Genomic DNA, 15,637 nt, shown 5'->3' on the forward strand with positions numbered 1-15,637 from the left:
ATACGCAAATTTACATAAGAATTGCTTTGTAAAACATGATTAAAGTCACATTTTTTATCTGATTTTTAAAAATAAAAAAAGAGCTAAATTCTAGATTTAGCTCTTTTTTTTATAATAAATACTTTTTATTTATCTTTTAAACGTCATCACCGGTAAAACGGAGTGGTTGGCAATATCCTCAGAGATACTTCCTTCAAAGAAATGTGCGATTCCTGTTCTTCCATGAGTAGCTACAGCTATTAAATCTGCACCTATTTTATTAGCGAAGTTTAAAACACCTTTTTCTACGCTATAGTCTGAAATAAAATTAATGTCTTTTAATTTATCTAGATTGCCTTCAGCTTGCATTAAAAAATCGCTTACAGTTTGTTCCATTTCATTACTGCTTCTAAACCTATCAGAAGGCATATTAACATAAATTAAATGTAGTTTTGTGTGTAAATCTTCGAACATATAACGCATTCTTTTATACACATCTACCGATTCTAATGAGAAATCGCTGGCATAAACAACATCGTTAAAAATATCTTTACTGAATCTGTCTTTTAAAACCAGAACTGGAACATCCGAATATCTTACTACTTTTTCTGTGTTGGAACCTACAAATATTTCTGAAAAACCACTAGTACCTTGAGAACCCATTATTATTAAATCGGCACCATGTTCTTTAGCCACATCATTCACTTCACTAAAAACTTTAAAGTGCTTAACTATAGGTGTAATTTTAGCTCCTTTAAAAATAGGCTTATCCAAAAATTCACTAAACTTGGTTTCAGCCAGTCTTAAAAAGAAAACTGCTTTTGTAATTTGTTCTGAATTAGTTGTGTTAATAACCGCATTGGACATTTCAAGCATATGCAAGGCTAAAATTTCAGTTTCGCTGTCTTTTCTCGCTATTTTAACAGCAGCTTCTAAAGCATATTCTGATTGCTCAGAAAAATCAACTGGGACAATAATCTTTTTCATTTTGATAGGTTTTTGATGTTGATAATATTTGGTTTAATTCGACTTAGTCTACGTTCTTTAGCATCTATCTATGTACGCCAAGAGCTTTAACCAAAGGTACGAAAAATCGACTAAAAATCTTTCCTTTTAGCTTTAAAAATGATTCTAAGAACAGGCAAAATTACCCATACTGTTAGCATGCTAATAGAAACCATCAATCCGAAATTAGTGCCGAAAAACTGTTTAAAAACAGCTCCTGTATAACCTAAGAGTGCCGAAATATCAAGTTTTAGCAAAATAAGGGTTCTTGATAAATCTATAGGGTTCAACATGGTTCCAATTAATGACAACTTATCTAAGGGATAATCTTCAAAAATAATAAGAGACATTAAGAAGATACCATCGTAAATAATGGCTAAAAATAACCATAGCAGAATGGCATAACCAAATCCTTTAATTCTATTTTCATTGGATAAAGCAATATTAAAGGCCAAAGCCGTAAAAATAAGGGTCAAGAAAGTTCCTGTTATAAGTAATAAGGAAAAGTCCCAAATGGCATTGGACATAAACAAACCGTAAAAAACAAACGGAATACCCAAACCTAAAATCAAGCTCATAGACAGCGAAATAGCCACTCCTAGATACTGCCCTAGGAAAATGGACGATCGTTTTAAGGGTTGCGCTAACAACAGCTCTGTAAACTCTTTAGAATTATAATAATACATGACCCCAAAAATGGTTCCTATTAAAGGTACCAAAACAATAATAACATTCATTAACGTAATTACCGCTTTAGACAGGTCGTTGTTTAAAAACAACAACACGACACCTAGTAATAAGTAAAATGCAAAATACACGTAACTCCAACGGCTACGCATTAAATCGTAAAAACTATATTTTAATATTTTAAACATGATTGTCTGTTAATATGGATGCGATGGCATGTTCGAAATCCGGTTGTTTGGTTTTGTCTTTAAGTTCTGTAATAGTTCCTTTAAAGTAAATTTTACCCTCTAAAAGGAATACAATTTCATCGGAAATTTCTTCAACAAAACTCATAATATGAGAGGTAATCAAGATGGTTTTTCCTTTGGCTTTTTCTGATTGGATTAACTTTTTTAAGCGCAATAATGAAATGGGATCCAAACCAGAAGTTGGTTCGTCCAATATTACCAAAGGACTATCAAACATAAACGTTAATACCAAGTTCACTTTTTGTTTGGTACCACCCGAAAGGTTTCCTAATCTTTTATCTAAAAAAGGCTCCAATTTGAATAAACTGATTAATTCTTGATCCAAAGAGGTCTTGCCTCGTAGATCTTTAATCATTGTAATTAATTCCTTTACTTTTAAGTTATTGGGAAAATTAGCTATTTGAGGTAAATAATCTATCTTATGTCTGTAATTAGATCCGCTTTTTACGTTTTCTCCCAATACAGAAATAGTGCCCTTATTTGGAATAACCATTCCTAACAAACATTTTATAAGCGTTGTTTTTCCAGATCCATTTGGACCCAATACGGCAAAAATTCCACCTTCGCCAATTTCCAAATCGAGACCACTTAAGACCTCGTTTTTTCCAAATTTTTTATATAAATTCTTAATTTTTATCATGATCTATGCGTTTCATTCTTGGATTTTCGTCCATCAAATCGTCTGGGGTGAACACTGGAGAAACCTTTTCAGAAAAATCTATAAGGTCAATAAATAGACTTCGTAATAGAATGATAGTCTCTGGTGTTCTGTTTACTATATATGAAAAGAGCTTTACAGGTCGGTATGGCACATCGCCTATTCCGTCTTTATCTAAATCGTAGCCTGTGTAATTACTCCAATAATTGTTATCAAATTTATTATCGTTGATTCTTCCATTGTAGGAAATATCAAAGGAATTATATAGAAAATTATTATTTATAATATGATTTTCGTAGCAAGCACCTTTTACTCGTATTGCGTAACCATTGCTTATAAAATCGTTGTTGGAATATACCAAACGGTTACTTCCTTCCACCGTTATCCCAACCGTATTTTCTATAAATACATTATTTTTAAGGTTCACGTCGTTTACTTCTTTCAACAGTAATCCGTAAGCTGCAGTTCCCCAGTTTTTCTTAATAACATTGTTTTCTACCTCCATAAATTTTGAAAACATCAAAGCTATTCCGGCACCATTGGTTTCAAACACATTATTTATAACATAGTTATTGTTGCTGAACATGAAATGAAGCCCATAGCGTACGTTGTTCTTACTAAAATTATCTGCAATGGTTATATTATCAGAAAATTCAAGATAAATTCCATCACGAACATTGCGAACATCATTCCCGCGTACTTCCACATTTTTACAATACCATAAGTGCACGGCATTCCCGGAGTTAAATTCGGTTACGGCCTCTCCTCTAACGGTGTTATTTAGTACTTTTCCATCATTGGATTTTTGAAGATAAATTCCGAAGAAAAGTTTTTCAAGTTCTAAATTCTGAATAACGAATCCAGTACTATTTACAACACGTACGGCAGCATAATCAGTAGTATAACTTACGCCTACATTTATAATCTTAAATCCGTCGAGCGTCACATTATCTGCACCTATAGTGATGATTTCCCCTTTTGCTTCTCCATCAATAGTGGGAAGATCCTCACCTATTAGGGTAATGCTTTTATCAATTTTTAAATTGGCTTCCTTATAAATTCCCTTTTTCACAAAAATGGTATCACCTTCCGAAGCTTGTTGTATTGCTTCGTGAATTGTTTTTACAGAACACGAGGAACAAACCGTTATTGTATGTGACCATGTGTTTGTGGTGGACAGCAATACAGTTAAAAAGAAGAATATGTAGTGTTTGTTTTTCAAAATGGAGTAAAAATTAATCAATATGAATTCATTCTCTTGCGAGATGATTAAAAGAATCGAAGATACAGAATTTAAAGAAGTTTCAATAATAGAAATATATGAAATTGATACATTAAAAAATCTGTATGATTTCGAACTTCATAAAAAAGACTTCAGCAAATCTTTTTGGCTGTTTAGCCATTCAGAAATTGCTGAAGCCATTTAATTTAATTTATAATTTTAGGTGATCTTGAATTTCTTTCCAAGAGTAAATATCACCCGTAAATTTTTCTTGGGCCTTCTTTCCAGCTTCTTCATTTAAAAAAGCAGAGAGGTTTGCTCCCATAGGGCTTTGCAATTGTTCGCTTACCAAATAAGTAGCTTTCGTAGCATCTATCAACTCGCCAGGCTTATTGAAGTCTGCCACTAAATAGTAAGCCATTTCCGTGTCCTTAAATTCATCTTGCAATGCATGGACCATACACTCAATGGCATCATATTTATAAGCTCTGCCCTTTGCGGTTACCACTTGTGAAGCATGCTGTCTATCAACAATAGTCATATCACAAAAGTGACAAGCGTCCGAGCCGTAATTTATAGGCTGTGGACTCACGTTACAAGAAGCCAATAAAAAGGTAATTATGCCTAGAAAAATAAACTGTTTCATCTATTTATATTTTTAATATTGAATAATCAAATTTAAATTTATTTTAGGAAGAATATCATTTTCCTGTTGAATCTTATAATTTGCTTGAATTTAAAAGAAACCTCAGCTTAATATTAAGAAGCCTTTTTAGATTCACTTTTTCCTACGAAGAAAGCTACTACGGTAAGTAACATTCCTACGAATATCATATAAGCTCCAGCTGATGGCCAAGAATCAACATCAAAATTCAGCATTTTTTGATAACCTAAAAGTGGTGGTTTATAAGTCATAGGTGTACCATCTAAGTTTTCAAGTTTCATAATAGCTTTTGGGTCCAGATTGGTTCCGTAATCTATTAGCCATAGGTTAAAATCGTACATTCCCATAAGTCCAAGAATAGACATGAGTATAAACCAACCAAGAAACCATTTGTAACTTACTTTTCTAAAGAAACCAAGTAAACCGATAATCACTCCAAGAGCTACCATAACACCTATAACCATAGGAAAAACTTGAAACTCCCACATGTCTTCAACTTTAGGGATGGTTTTCATTCCAATATAGTGGTTAAGACCATCGATATTTTGAATATCAAATTCCTCTACACCTTCTATACCTTGAATATAAATGTTCATTCCAAGAGGGTCTGGATACTGGGGTGCACCCAAAACGATGTTCCACAATGGGAATTTAAAAAGACCCAATAACAAAAGCGATCCTATTATCATTATAATACCAGCTTTTTTCATAATAATTTTCAATTAAATTAACCATTCAGTTAATAGCATTTTAAAAGAAAGGCGAGAACGATAAATCAATTCTCGCCTTATAGTAGGAAAATAAACACTAAAACAAAATTTCCCTAAACTTATAATATTGGTTATTTACTTACACTTAATCTTCGCCTAGGCTCCAAGATAATTCGATATTCGAATCAGCTGGGCTTACACGTACATATCCTTGCATTTCTTGGTGAAGTGCAGAACAGAAATCTGTACAATAGAACGGCCATACTCCAACTTGTTTTGGCTCCCAAACCAAGGTTTCAGTCGCTCCTGGAACAATAAGCATCTCTGCGTTATTAGCACCAATTACTGCAAAACCGTGAGGTACGTCAAAATCTTGTTCAAGGTTTGTAATGTGGAAGAATACTTTGTCACCAACTTTTACTCCCTCAATATTATCAGGATTAAAGTGGCTTCGGATCATATTCATATAAATATGAACATCTTTTCCTTCACGTACTACCTTTACATCGCTATTAGAAAGAGACACATAAGGGTGTTTATTTTCCGTAAGCTTATAGATTTTTCTAGAATTAGGCGCAACCATGTCTGCAGGAATTGCAGCAGCATAGTGAGGCTCTCCAATTGTTGGGAAATCTAGTAACAGTTCCATTTTATCACCTGTAATATCGAATAACTGAGCAGACTGTGTAAGCTCTGGTCCTGTTGGTAAGTATCTGTCTTTTGTAATTTTATTTAAGGCTACAAAGTATTTTCCAAATGGCTTACGTGAGTTTCCTCCAGGGATCATACCGTGTCCTACAGAGTAGAATACTGGTTGTCTGTCTACAACTTCCCAAGTTCCAACTTTCCATTTTACAACTTCAGAAGAGATAAAGAACGTGGTATAAGCATATCCTTTTTCGTCAAATTCTGTATGAAGTGGTCCTAAACCTGGTTGTTTAACTACACCAGCAAGAATATCTTCAAAGTTTAAGATTGGAATACCGTAAGCTTCTCCGTCAAATTTCTTGCCTTCAATTGCAGCAAGCATTTTAGTGAAACTGTGAACAGTTAAGTCAGCAGAAAGTTTTCCGTTACCAATAATGTACTCACCTGTTGGATCAACGTCACAACCGTGTGGAGATTTTGGAGTTGGCAAGAAATAAACAGCTCCAGGAACATCTAATGGATTTACAGTCAACACTTCTTTCAACATCGTAGATGTAGCAGTATGTGTGTGTTCATCCAAAATGTTATGTGCATAGTTAGCAGGGACTTTTGTTCCACCACCATTATTTACATATTCCTCGATTTTTTTCCAGTTTACTGCAGCGATGAAATCCTTATCGTTTTGTGAAGCGTTAACTTCTAAAAGCGTATGGGCTTCTTCCGTGTTATAAGTAGTAAAGAAGAACCAACCATGACTCTTATCACGTCCAGGGTGAGAAAGGTCGTAGTTAAAACCTGGCATCATTAACTGGAAGTTGATATTCATTCTTCCTGTTTCTTGATCAACTTTAATAAAAGTTAAGGCTCCTTTAAAGTTTCCTTTATAATCTTTTATAGACATATCTTTCTGAGGTACTGGTACAGAGAAACGAGTTCCTGCTACCACATACTCGGTGTTTTCAGTAATAAAAGATGAACTGTGGTTACCAGCACTGTTTGGTATTTCAATAATTTCTTCTGTTTTGAAATTCTTCAAATCAATACGTGCAATTCTAGGCGTGTTGTTTCCATTGATAAAAACCCAACGACCATCTAAGACACCATTTGTTTGAGAAATATCAGGATGGTGAGAATCATCCCAAGGCACAAAACCAAAAGAAGTATTCAACATAGGTTTAGTTTCCTCTGTATATCCCCATCCATTTTCAGGGTTTTGAGAGAATACAGGAAGAACTTTAAGTAAACGACCTGAAGGCAAGCCATAAACAGCTAGCTGTCCACTAAATCCTCCAGACATAAATGCATAGAATTCATCGTGTTCACCTGGAGCCACATATACTCTTTCAGCTGCATTGGTAGCTAAGCCACCTTGTCCGCCTTTTTTGGTCCTTTGCTGTCCGCCATCATTACAGCTCGCCAGTCCGGCAACCATAACTAAGGAAATTAAAATATTTATTGTTTTTTTCATTTCTATTCTATTTATATTGAGTTATTTAATTGATTAGTTAGCAGGTAAGATTACTTTATCCACTACGTGAACGATTCCGTTTCCAGCAGGAACACTTGCTATAATTTTGGCACCACCAACAAATACATCGTCACCTATAACTTCTATAGCCACATCTTCGCCATTTGCCTGTCCGAGTTTTTTAAACTTTTTCAGGAAATCTTTCGAATAGTTTCCAGGTGTTACATGGTTCTTTAATATAAAAGCCAATTTGTCTTTATTTTCCGGCTTCAGTAAATCTTCTACTGTTCCAGCTGGTAAAGCTGCAAATGCTTCGTTTGTTGGTGCAAATACCATTAAAGGCCCAGCATTAACCAATGCGTTTTCTAATTGGGCCGCTTGTACAGCTGCAACTAGAGTTGTGTGGTCTGGAGAGCCGATGGCAATTTGCAAGATATTTGGGGTAGCTTCATCATCTACGATGAAAGCTTGACCCTGTCTTGCCGGTGCTTCGTTAGAAACAGGTGCGGTTGAAGTGTCCTGTACATTGTTTGCGTTGTCTTTGCAACCTACAAACAATACAATAAGACAAGTTGTGATTAGGAAATTAAGGTTAGTTGTTTTCATATAAAGAATTACTAAAGGGTTACTAAAGAGTTCTAAAATATTCTAAAACGGCTCTTGCATCCGCTTCAGATAAATTTTGATTTGCCATTGGAGAACCGTTGAATTCGATTAATAGCTCTTTAGCTAATGGATCTTCAACAACCATTACTTCTGGATTTAAAATCATGTTCATTACCCATTCTGGTGTTCTAATATCTAAAACTCCTTTTGGTGCTGGACCGATAAATTTCTTGTCAGGTCTATGGCAAGCTGTACAGTTACTTTTGAAAATCTCCGCACCTTTAGCAGCCATTGCTTGGTCTATTTCGGCAGGCAATACTAAGGATTTAATTGGGCCAACCCCTTTATTAACTAAATCTACTCTTTCTGAAGGAGGTACAACCTTTGCTTCTTTAGGAGTTTCCTTTTTCTCAGTAGGAGCCTTTTTCTGATAGGTAAAGGTTTCTTCTTTTTTCTCTTCTTTTCCACCACAGCTCATTAGTAGTGAAATAAATAATACGGTAAAAATTTTAAATGCTGTTTTCATGATGTGTTTTATTTTTAATAGTACAAATGTAAGGTCTAAACCTAGAACAAAATATGATATTAATCATATTTAGGACGAAATCATCCTCTACTTTAGGTTTTTTTTAACTTTATTTTAAAGCTAAACATTAGTAAATATATAACTAATTGATAATCAAAAAAAAGCAGGGTGCAATAAAATCAAAAAGAGTTAAACCGAAGCTCAACTCTTTTTTAAACACTAAAACATCTTTAACTAATAAAACTATATTCTTACATTTTAAAGGTCATAACTGGTAAGGTAGAATGGTTGGCAATATCTTCAGAAATACTTCCTTCAAAAAAATGTGCAATTCCTTTTCTTCCGTGTGTGGCAACAGCTATTAAATCGGCTCCAATTAAATTAGAGAAATTTAAAATGCCCTTTTCAATGGTATAATCGTTAACATAGTTCACTTCATGCATTTTTTCTATACCTCCATCTGCCTTTCTTAAAAAGCTGGCCACCTGTTTTTCAATTTCAGCCGAACTTTTAAATTTAGAACCTGGTAAATTTACGTACACTAAGTGCATGGTAGCTTCCAATTTCTCAACCATGTCTTTAGCTCTTATATATTGTTCTATGGATTCTTCTGTAAAATCGCAGGCAAAAACCACATTTTCAAATTCCATTAAAATAGGATTGTGCTTAATTACCAAAACTGGAACTTCAGAATGTCTTACTACTTTTTCAGTATTGGAACCAACTAAAATTTCCTTGATGCCACTAGCACCTTGAGATCCCATTACAATTAAATCTGCACCCGTTTCTATGGCTATATCATTTACTTCGCTAAACACTTTAAATTGTTTAACTATGGGAGTTACTTTTATATTTTTTAAATAATCCTTATCCAAAAACTCTTCGAATTTTTTTTCGGCAAGCCTTAAAAAGTAAATTGTTTCTATTTGCTTTATGCCATCTGCCTTTGTTAAAACGGCATTAGAAATTTCTAGCATATGCAAAGCTAGAATTTCAGCGCCATTTTTTTTCGCCAACATAGCAGCTGCTTCTAAAGCGAATTCAGATTCCTCTGAAAAATCTACTGGTACAATTATTTTTTTCATGTTTTTGGTTGTGTATTTTTAAATAGTCATTGAAAACAATTGGGTTTCTGGCATGTTTTCTTGTAACAGTAAATCGAAAGCCATACAAATGTTTCTTACAAATGGCTTCCCCTTTTCTGTAACTTGTATGTTATTTCCTTGAATTTTCATTAAACCATCAGCCTCCATTTCTTCAAGTCTTTCCAATACTTCTGGGAGTTCTTCAAAATAAAGCTCCTTATTATCCCAAGATGTATGGAACTGGCACATGAGGTTTAAAATATGTTTTCTAATAATTAAATCTTTTTCGTTTAAAAGATGTCCTCTATATATAGGAATTATATTTTCATCTATTAAATGATAGTACTCTTCTAAGCCTTTTACATTTTGTGCAAACCCATACCAACTATCACTAATGGACGATACTCCCAAACCAATCATAGCTTGCGTTTTTGAAGCTGTATAACCCATAAAATTTCTATGAAGCTTTTGTTGGTCTATGGATTTATAAAGTGAATCGGATTTTAAAGCAAAATGATCCATGCCAATTTCTACAAAACCAGCTTCGGATAAAAGTTCTTTTCCTAATTCGTATTGTCTTCTTTTTGTTTGAGGAGTAGGTAAATCTTCATCTTTAAAACCTCGTTGTCCATTTCCTTTTATCCAAGGCACATGGGCATAACTATAAAATGCCAAACGATCTGGCATAAGTTCTTTGGTTTTTTTTATGGTTTCTTCTACATGTTCTATGGTTTGAAATGGCAATCCAAAAATAATATCATGGCTCACAGAAGTATATCCTATTTCTCTAGCTTCTTCTGTAACACGTTTCACATTTTCGAAAGGCTGAATTCTATGGATGGCAACTTGTACCACTTCATTATAATCCTGAACTCCAAAACTTACCCGTCTAAACCCTAAATCGTAAAGTGTTTGCAAGTGGTCTTTGGTGGTGTTGTTTGGATGTCCTTCAAAACTAAACTCATAACCTTCTGCCAAAGTAGCTTTTCTTAACAGTCCATCTATCAGGCGTTTTAAATTACCTGTTGAGAAAAAAGTAGGAGTTCCTCCTCCAAGATGAATTTCCTTAATATGCGGTTTGCCATTAAACAACTCGCAATACATGTCCCATTCTTTTAGAACTGCTGTTATATAAGGCGACTCTACTTCATGGCGTTTTGTAATACGTTTATTACATCCACAAAACGTACATAAACTTTCGCAAAATGGTAAATGCAAATACAAGCTTAGACCTTCTGAGCTATTACTTTCGTTAAACGATTTTATAAGAGAATCTTTCCATGTTTTAGACGAAAAGCTGTTATTATCCCAATAAGGCACCGTAGGATAACTAGTGTATCTTGGGCCTGCAACGTTGTATTTGTTTATTAATGAATTTTTCATACCTAACTAAATCAAGTACAAAAGTAAATTGAAACCGTGTTGTAAAATATGATTTTTGTCATATTAGCTAGTTTAAAATTTTAAAAACGTCTATTTATTACGTAACTTTGAGTAAACATATAAACATTATTTCAAAATGAAAAAACCAGTATTAATTGCCTTGTTGTTAACATTAAGCCTAGCAATAGGTTGTAAAAACAACAAAAAGGAAAACATAGAACCAGAAGTTACTGCCACTGAAGAGCAGGCGGTTGAGCCAGTTCAGGATGAAGCCATAAAAGTAAAAATAAGACTAGATCCTAGAAGCGGAAGTAACGTAAGTGGTTCGGCTGTGTTTACAGAAAAAGATGGACAAGTAACTATGGTAGCAGTTTTTGAAGGTTTAACTGAAGGAACACACGCCATTCATTTACATGAAAAAGCAGATTGCTCTGCGGATGATGGAACTTCAAGTGGAGGACATTGGAATCCAACAAACGAACCTCATGGAAAATGGGGAGATGCCAAAGGATATCATAAAGGTGACATAGGAAATATGGAAGCAGATGCCAAAGGTAATGCAACCATTTCTTTTAGTACAGACCAATGGTGTATAGGTTGTGGAGATGCAAATAAAGACATTTTACACAAAGCTGTTATTGTACATGATGCTGCCGACGATTTTAAGTCTCAACCAACAGGTAATGCTGGAGGACGAGTAAGTTGTGGAGGTATTATTCAATAATCTCTATTACATTTAAAATTATAAGAAAAGCTGCCAAATGGTGGCTTTTTCGTTTTATATATGAATAAATTACTTCGAGAATAATAAAGCTATCTAGTTATAATAGGGCCATACTAAATATAAAAAAAGCGCTTGTTTTAAATACCAAGCGCTTTTCATACTTAATTTATTTTAAAACCTGTAACTAATATTTGCTTTAAAAAAGAAAGGGGTTCCGGGTGTAAAATGGATTTCATCTACTGGCTGCAGTTCGTTTTGCAGTCTAGTTTCCGTGGCAAATTGCGTTTCATTCCATTCAGTATCAAACAAGTTTTCAATAGTTACACCCAAGGTTATATTATTGACAAACTGGTAACTTAGGTTTAAATCTGTTACAAAATAACCCTCTGCGACTAAGGAGTAATCTTCATTTGCCGGTCTATCGTCTATAAAACGATAACGGATAGCTCCAGAAAAGCCTTTTAAGTTATTTACAGACAAACCTCCTGTTAGTGTAAAATCTGGCGCTAATGGAATATAGTCTTCTCCAGAAGGCTCGTCCACACTTCTTGCTTTATTTATAGTAGCGTCTGTATCAAAATACAACCAATTTGTTATTTGATATCTTAACCCTAAATCCAATCCATAACGTCTAGATTTTCCGCTTGGCTCTACAATTCCGCCATCTCCAACATATACAAACTCTTGTTCTAAAAACAAATACCATAAAGCTGTATTAAACATCACTTTTGGAAATGGTTTCCAAATGGCTCCAATATCGGCACCATAAGCTCTTGGTAAAATATCTTCGCCTTGTTGCTGTACCACTACTCTAGTATCGTTAGAATGGAATCCGATTCCTGTTTTTAAGAACCATTGTAAATTTTTATTTTGATTAAAAAAGAAATTCAACTTTGGACTCGCAATGGTTTTTGTTTCAGATAATGTTTTATAATCTGTAACCAAGGCATCGTTATACATAAATTTAAAATAATCCAAACGTAGTGCTGGAGCTACCACAAATTTCCCTAAATCTATTTCAGCATTGATGTACGCGTACATATTGGTTTGATTAACATCTCCCAGAGCCAAGTATTCTAGCGTTTCACTTCTGTTTACGGTATGGGATAATTCAACATCGTTAGCAAAATCATAACGCAATCCAAAACCTCCTGTATATTTAGCATCTGCAGAACCTAAATGAGAATCTTTAATAAATTCGGAATTGAAACCAAAAATATCTCTAGCTTCCTTTTGTTTTAATTGGTCGCCATTAATAGGATCTTCTAAAAAGAAGGTGAAATTTGAATACAATTCAAAATCATATTGCGAATAAAACACATTCGATTTAAACTGTAAATCGTTAGCTAATTGCGAATTATACTCAATATTTACATTGCTTCTGGAAGTATTTCCTCCTTCAGTATCATCAATGGAACCCCAACGATCAATCAAACCACTATCTACAGCTCTTTGAGGAATTTGCCCTGAAGCATCCCAACGACTTTGAAAATGGGAAAGCGAAACAGATAATCTGTCATTACCCTTTAAATAAGTAGTGTATTTTCCAAAAAGGTTGATGCGGTTAAAATTTTGAGGAGAATCGTACGGACCATCAAACTGAATGTATTCCAAGGCCACATAGGCATTTTGATTAGGAGTGTTTCCTAATAAATCGAACATAGCAAGAGTTCTTAACGAATTAAATTGGCCGTAACTGAAATTAATTTCACTGGCACCAATGTCTTCTTTCGTATTAAATTCAACATAACCAGCTGTGGCAAAATCGCCTTTATTGGCATAATAAGGACCTTTTCCAAAGTTGATATTATTAAGTGTTTCTGGAATTACAAAATGCAAATCGCTATAACCTTGTCCATGTGCATGAGACACCATGTTTACTGGCATACCATCTACCGAAAGATTGATGTCTGTTCCATGGTCAATATCGAAACCACGAAGAAAAATTTGTTCAGCCTTTCCACCTCCTGCATGTTGCCCAATAATTAAACCTGGAACTTTACGCAAAATTTCTTGAGACGAGTTTACAGGATTAGTTTCTAAATCTATTTTGGAAATACTGTTTAAAGCATCTATTTGCTCTGTAATTACCAGTTCGTCTAACAATATGGTTTTGCTTTTTAAAACCACCGCAACCCCATCATTAAAATGACTTTCATCTAAAACAATAAAAATCTTTTCATAACCCAATAAACCAATGGTTATTGAATCTCCAACTTTATTGTTATCCAATACAAATGATCCATTGGCAATAGTGTGGGCATGACTGGATGAATTTATATTATAAACATAAACATCTTCTAAAGGTTGTTGGTTTCTCTCAGTAACTACACCCTTTATCTGTTGAGCATGGATTTTACAAAAAGTTAAGAGCAATAAAAAAGTAAAGATTTTTTTCATGGTTGAATAATTTATAGATGGTAATGGATTAACTGGTAAAAATAGAGCTACATAAAAGACCTTAAATAAACCTTAACATCCTTTTAACTTTTAGTCCAAATCTATAAATTATAGACTTCTTGACTTAGAGCAAATTTGTGCTACTTATTTACCTTTCAAAAACACTTACGTAAATAAATACTAGTTGGTTTTATAAAAATCGAATAAATAAAACTTATTAAATAATAAATCTTAAATTATTAATCGCTAATTTAGAAAACTATAAAAAACTGTATGTCATTAGAACAACTCGTTTCTAAATTCCAAAATAAAGACGAAAAAGCTTTCGGAACCCTTTACCAAATGTATAGCGAAAGCATGCTTGGCGTTATTTATAATATTGTTAGAGATCGAGAGATTGCCCAAGATGTTATGCAGGAAGTTTTTATTAAAGCTTGGCACAGTGCAGACAGCTATTCCCCACAAAAAGGTCGGTTTTTTACTTGGCTAATAAACATTTCACGTAATGCAGCCATCGATAAAATACGCTCCAAAAGCTTTAAAAACTCTGGTAAAAACCTCAACGCAGATTATTTCGTAGATATCATACAGGACCAAGATAGTTTGGACGACAAAACCGATGCCATTGGTATTAAACAATTTGTTGGCAAACTAGCAAAAAAATGTATTGAAGTGATTGAACTTTTATATTTTAAAGGCTATACTCAAAAGGAGGCTTCAGAAACATTAAATATGCCTATTGGTACTATAAAAACAAGAAATAGAAATTGTATAAACGAGCTTAGATTGATGCTCGACGTTTAGTATGGATATAAAAGAATACATAGAATCCGGAATTTTAGAACTGTATGTTGCAGGTGCGCTTTCTGAAAAAGAAAATCAGGAAATCTATGACCTTTTATTAAAACATCCCGAAGTCCTAGACGAAGTTATAAAAATAGAATCCACCATTGTAAAATTAACTGCAGCTGTGTCTCCAACAGACACGAAATATCTTTTTCAAGCGGTAAAAGAAAAACTTGGAATACCAACGGATGCAGATACTCCTGTTAAATCCTTACACCAACCTAGACCAAATTGGTTTAGTTATATGGGTTGGGCAGCCTCTTTGGTTATTGGACTTGGGTTATTGTGGTTAATAAACCAAAACAACCAGTTAAAAGACCAAATACAAACGGTTGAAACCGACAAGGAACTTTTAGAGGTTAGCTTAGAAAAATACAGCAAGGATTTAACCGAATCCAAACAATTAATTACTTTCTTAAGGGATAAGGATATTATAGCTATTCCACTTGCCGGGCAAGCTGTTTCTCCAGACTCTTATGCCAAGGTATATTGGGATAAAAAAAACAACACGGTTGTTTTAGATATGCAAGGCTTACCAGAACCTCCTCAAGGAAAAGTATATCAGGTTTGGTCTTTAACGTTGAATCCATTAACACCTACCAGCCTTGGTACGATAGATGATTTTAGTACAGACGATAACAAGCTGTTTACCATTGAAAATGCCAATGCATCTGAAGCTTTTGGGATTACCTTAGAACCTGCTGGAGGAAGCGAATCTCCTACACTTGAACAACTTTATACGCTTGGTGCAGTAGAGAAGACTTCTTAATTATTTAAA

16 protein-coding genes are annotated in these 15,637 nt (G+C 34.1%); 4 read left to right on the plus strand and 12 right to left on the minus strand.

Going from position 1 to position 15,637, the window contains the following annotated elements:
- Positions 1–129: 129 nt before the first annotated feature.
- From VKY47_RS02130 to VKY47_RS02145, 4 genes are all read right to left on the minus strand, one after another.
- On the minus strand, positions 130–966 hold the full coding sequence (locus VKY47_RS02130) for a universal stress protein (RefSeq protein ID WP_324309985.1): 837 nt from the start codon (positions 964–966) through the stop codon (positions 130–132).
- Between the two features lie 110 nt (positions 967–1,076).
- A complete protein-coding gene (locus VKY47_RS02135) occupies positions 1,077–1,859 on the minus strand; it encodes an ABC transporter permease (RefSeq protein ID WP_324309986.1) in 783 nt (260 codons plus the stop codon).
- Positions 1,852–2,559: an ABC transporter ATP-binding protein gene (locus VKY47_RS02140; protein ID WP_324309987.1), complete on the minus strand. Its 708-nt coding sequence runs from the start codon at positions 2,557–2,559 to the stop codon at positions 1,852–1,854. The genes VKY47_RS02135 and VKY47_RS02140 overlap by 8 nt, the downstream gene beginning before the upstream one ends.
- The gene (locus VKY47_RS02145) at positions 2,546–3,799 is read right to left on the minus strand and encodes a nitrous oxide reductase family maturation protein NosD (protein ID WP_414731186.1); all 1,254 of its coding nucleotides are present in this window, start codon (positions 3,797–3,799) and stop codon (positions 2,546–2,548) included. The genes VKY47_RS02140 and VKY47_RS02145 overlap by 14 nt, the downstream gene beginning before the upstream one ends.
- 22 nt (positions 3,800–3,821) lie before the next feature.
- On the opposite strand from VKY47_RS02145, the gene VKY47_RS02150 reads away from it, so the two are divergent.
- Positions 3,822–4,004 carry a hypothetical protein gene (locus VKY47_RS02150; protein ID WP_324309988.1) on the plus strand — a complete coding sequence of 61 codons (183 nt, stop codon included), beginning with the start codon at positions 3,822–3,824 and terminating at the stop codon, positions 4,002–4,004.
- A gap of 6 nt (positions 4,005–4,010) precedes the next feature.
- Here VKY47_RS02150 and VKY47_RS02155 read toward each other — a convergent pair whose 3' ends face one another.
- From VKY47_RS02155 to hemN, 7 genes are all read right to left on the minus strand, one after another.
- On the minus strand, positions 4,011–4,445 hold the full coding sequence (locus tag VKY47_RS02155; RefSeq protein WP_324309989.1) for a nitrous oxide reductase accessory protein NosL: 435 nt from the start codon (positions 4,443–4,445) through the stop codon (positions 4,011–4,013).
- Between the two features lie 113 nt (positions 4,446–4,558).
- Positions 4,559–5,173, minus strand: coding sequence for a hypothetical protein (locus VKY47_RS02160; RefSeq protein ID WP_324309990.1), 615 nt, complete (start codon positions 5,171–5,173; stop codon positions 4,559–4,561).
- Between the two features lie 145 nt (positions 5,174–5,318).
- Entirely contained in the window at positions 5,319–7,289 is a 1,971-nt protein-coding gene (nosZ, locus tag VKY47_RS02165; protein ID WP_324309991.1) for a Sec-dependent nitrous-oxide reductase, read from the minus strand.
- A gap of 33 nt (positions 7,290–7,322) precedes the next feature.
- Positions 7,323–7,895, minus strand: a complete 573-nt coding sequence (locus VKY47_RS02170) for a fasciclin domain-containing protein (protein WP_324309992.1) — start codon at positions 7,893–7,895, stop codon at positions 7,323–7,325.
- Positions 7,896–7,917: 22 nt separating this feature from the next.
- Positions 7,918–8,421: a c-type cytochrome gene (locus VKY47_RS02175; RefSeq protein WP_324309994.1), complete on the minus strand. Its 504-nt coding sequence runs from the start codon at positions 8,419–8,421 to the stop codon at positions 7,918–7,920.
- A 251-nt stretch (positions 8,422–8,672) separates the two neighbouring features.
- Entirely contained in the window at positions 8,673–9,506 is an 834-nt protein-coding gene (locus VKY47_RS02180) for a universal stress protein (RefSeq protein ID WP_324309995.1), read from the minus strand.
- A gap of 18 nt (positions 9,507–9,524) precedes the next feature.
- Positions 9,525–10,889, minus strand: a complete 1,365-nt coding sequence (gene hemN, locus VKY47_RS02185; protein WP_324309996.1) for an oxygen-independent coproporphyrinogen III oxidase — start codon at positions 10,887–10,889, stop codon at positions 9,525–9,527.
- 136 nt (positions 10,890–11,025) lie between these two features.
- Between hemN and VKY47_RS02190 the strand changes: the two genes are divergently transcribed.
- Positions 11,026–11,613: a superoxide dismutase family protein gene (locus tag VKY47_RS02190; RefSeq protein ID WP_324309997.1), complete on the plus strand. Its 588-nt coding sequence runs from the start codon at positions 11,026–11,028 to the stop codon at positions 11,611–11,613.
- Positions 11,614–11,784: 171 nt separating this feature from the next.
- On the opposite strand, the gene VKY47_RS02195 is transcribed toward VKY47_RS02190, so the two are convergent.
- A complete protein-coding gene (locus VKY47_RS02195; RefSeq protein ID WP_324309998.1) occupies positions 11,785–14,013 on the minus strand; it encodes a TonB-dependent receptor in 2,229 nt (742 codons plus the stop codon).
- A gap of 273 nt (positions 14,014–14,286) precedes the next feature.
- Between VKY47_RS02195 and VKY47_RS02200 the strand changes: the two genes are divergently transcribed.
- Both VKY47_RS02200 and VKY47_RS02205 read left to right on the plus strand, forming a co-directional pair.
- The gene (locus tag VKY47_RS02200; RefSeq protein ID WP_324309999.1) at positions 14,287–14,817 is read left to right on the plus strand and encodes an RNA polymerase sigma factor; all 531 of its coding nucleotides are present in this window, start codon (positions 14,287–14,289) and stop codon (positions 14,815–14,817) included.
- A 1-nt stretch (position 14,818) separates the two neighbouring features.
- A complete protein-coding gene (locus VKY47_RS02205) occupies positions 14,819–15,628 on the plus strand; it encodes an anti-sigma factor (RefSeq protein ID WP_324310000.1) in 810 nt (269 codons plus the stop codon).
- The last annotated feature ends 9 nt before the right edge of the window (positions 15,629–15,637 follow it).

This window comes from Xanthomarina sp. (assembly GCF_035306705.1).
Taxonomy (GTDB): Bacteria; Bacteroidota; Bacteroidia; order Flavobacteriales; family Flavobacteriaceae; genus Xanthomarina.

Coding starts and splice junctions, on each gene's coding strand:
- VKY47_RS02130 (WP_324309985.1), bottom strand. CDS start 966: ATGAAAAAGATTATTGTCCCAGTTGATTTTTCTGAGCAATCAGAATAT.
- VKY47_RS02135 (WP_324309986.1), bottom strand. CDS start 1,859: ATGTTTAAAATATTAAAATATAGTTTTTACGATTTAATGCGTAGCCGT.
- VKY47_RS02140 (WP_324309987.1), bottom strand. CDS start 2,559: ATGATAAAAATTAAGAATTTATATAAAAAATTTGGAAAAAACGAGGTC.
- VKY47_RS02150 (WP_324309988.1), top strand. CDS start 3,822: ATGAATTCATTCTCTTGCGAGATGATTAAAAGAATCGAAGATACAGAA.
- VKY47_RS02155 (WP_324309989.1), bottom strand. CDS start 4,445: ATGAAACAGTTTATTTTTCTAGGCATAATTACCTTTTTATTGGCTTCT.
- VKY47_RS02160 (WP_324309990.1), bottom strand. CDS start 5,173: ATGAAAAAAGCTGGTATTATAATGATAATAGGATCGCTTTTGTTATTG.
- nosZ (WP_324309991.1), bottom strand. CDS start 7,289: ATGAAAAAAACAATAAATATTTTAATTTCCTTAGTTATGGTTGCCGGA.
- VKY47_RS02170 (WP_324309992.1), bottom strand. CDS start 7,895: ATGAAAACAACTAACCTTAATTTCCTAATCACAACTTGTCTTATTGTA.
- VKY47_RS02175 (WP_324309994.1), bottom strand. CDS start 8,421: ATGAAAACAGCATTTAAAATTTTTACCGTATTATTTATTTCACTACTA.
- VKY47_RS02180 (WP_324309995.1), bottom strand. CDS start 9,506: ATGAAAAAAATAATTGTACCAGTAGATTTTTCAGAGGAATCTGAATTC.
- hemN (WP_324309996.1), bottom strand. CDS start 10,889: ATGAAAAATTCATTAATAAACAAATACAACGTTGCAGGCCCAAGATAC.
- VKY47_RS02190 (WP_324309997.1), top strand. CDS start 11,026: ATGAAAAAACCAGTATTAATTGCCTTGTTGTTAACATTAAGCCTAGCA.
- VKY47_RS02195 (WP_324309998.1), bottom strand. CDS start 14,013: ATGAAAAAAATCTTTACTTTTTTATTGCTCTTAACTTTTTGTAAAATC.
- VKY47_RS02200 (WP_324309999.1), top strand. CDS start 14,287: ATGTCATTAGAACAACTCGTTTCTAAATTCCAAAATAAAGACGAAAAA.
- VKY47_RS02205 (WP_324310000.1), top strand. CDS start 14,819: ATGGATATAAAAGAATACATAGAATCCGGAATTTTAGAACTGTATGTT.